Here is a 1,586-nt window from a genome sequence, read left to right on the forward strand (position 1 = left end):
TCCTGCAGGGGCTCGGCGCCAGCGCGGGCATGGCAGTGCCGCGCGCCATCGTGCGCGACCTGCACACCGGCAACGAGGCCGCCAAGCTGATGTCGCTGCTGATGCTGGTGTTCTCGGTGTCGCCTATCCTCGCGCCGCTCACGGGCAGCCAGATCATCGAGAGCTTCGGCTGGCGTGCCGTGTTCTGGACTGTGACGGGCGCCGCCGCTTTAGCCACCATCCTGCTCGCGACCTCGCTGAAAGAGACGCGTTCGGCGGAGGAGCGCGCCAACTCGTCCTTCGGCACGGCACTTGCCGGTTACCGCTACCTGATGAGCGACCGCAACTTCCTTGGCCTGACGGCGATCGCCGGCTTCGGCATTGCGAGCTTCTTCGTCTATCTGTCAAGTTCGTCCTTCATCCTGATCGACCACTACGGCCTGTCGCCGTCGGTCTACAGCGTGTTCTTCTCGATCAACGCGGTCGCCTTCATCGGCATGTCGCAGCTGACCGGGATGCTGGCGGATCGCTTCGGCTTGAAGCGGGTCGTGTGGGTCGCGGTGACCGGCTATGCCACGGTGATGGTGGCGCTGTTCGCGATCATGGCATCCGGTGTCGACCGGCTCGACGTGATGGCGGCGCTGCTCTTTGTCGGCTACGGCTTCCTTGGCCTGGTCATTCCGACCACCTCCGTGCTGGCGATGGAAGAGCATGGCGAGATCGCCGGCACGGCATCGGCGCTGATGGGCACGCTGCACTTCGCCATCGGCGCGCTGGCCATGGGCGTGGCGGGCCTCTTCTTCGACGGCACGCCGCTGCCGATGGTGGCCGGCATCACGCTCTGCGCGGTGATTTCCTTCATGCTGGCCAAGCTGACGCTCGGCCGTGCGCGCGAAGCGGTCGAAGCGCCTGCCGAGTAAGACGCGGATAGAAAATCGGAAGAGGCCGGGATTGCCCGGCCTTTTTCAGCCCAGGCAGGACCGCAAGCATGCGCGCCAAGCATGCTTGGCCGTTCAATTGACTTGGAAAGAAGGCGAGGGGTAAGGTGGAGGTTTCTGTTGCCAGGTACCTCCGAACCCCGCCTAGAAGTGCGAACCTCTAGGGCTTGATTTGAAGCGTTCGCACTGCATTAAGCAGCGAGACGAGCTTCCGCATAGTTGTCGTTGGCAACTATAAGTTTAGCCCGATGACGGTGGTACAATGCCGGGCAAAAGTACGATCTTTACACCTTCGTCGATCCTATTTCGCCCCCAGCAAAAGCCGCTCCCTTTGGAAGAGCGGTTTTTGGTGGAGGCGCCGGGTACCGCCCCCGGGTCCGAACGGCTTATTTCATCGCCTGTTTATCGCCATAGTCGGTCAAGCCGACGAAGCGAATATAGGGAGCGGTTACGAAAAATGAAAGGGCCAAGTCGAGGCTTGTCCCCTGCGCCAAACTCGACAGCCGAGGGTTGACTTGCGCGTCTGCTCAATCGAAGCTCCGCCGGCGATGAGGAATATCCTGACCTAGCGCACAAGTTGCGCGGCGCGCCACAAGCCTCATCGATCGGATCCGTGGCGCCGACGAGGGGAAGTTTCATGGCCGACTATCTTGCGGATGTGAAGAAATA

1 protein-coding gene and 1 other RNA gene are annotated in these 1,586 nt (G+C 61.9%); one reads left to right on the top strand and one right to left on the bottom strand.

What is annotated here, in order from left to right:
* Positions 1-899 (top strand): MFS transporter (locus EOA79_RS31965; protein ID WP_128293680.1); only part of this gene is annotated, 899 nt, incomplete at its 5' end.
* A gap of 124 nt (positions 900-1,023) precedes the next feature.
* On the opposite strand, the gene ssrA is transcribed toward EOA79_RS31965, so the two are convergent.
* Positions 1,024-1,384: a transfer-messenger RNA gene (gene ssrA / locus EOA79_RS31970) on the bottom strand.
* Between the last annotated feature and the right edge of the window lie 202 nt (positions 1,385-1,586).

The organism is Mesorhizobium sp. M1A.F.Ca.IN.020.03.2.1, assembly GCF_004023205.1.
Classification (GTDB): domain Bacteria; phylum Pseudomonadota; class Alphaproteobacteria; order Rhizobiales; family Rhizobiaceae; genus Mesorhizobium.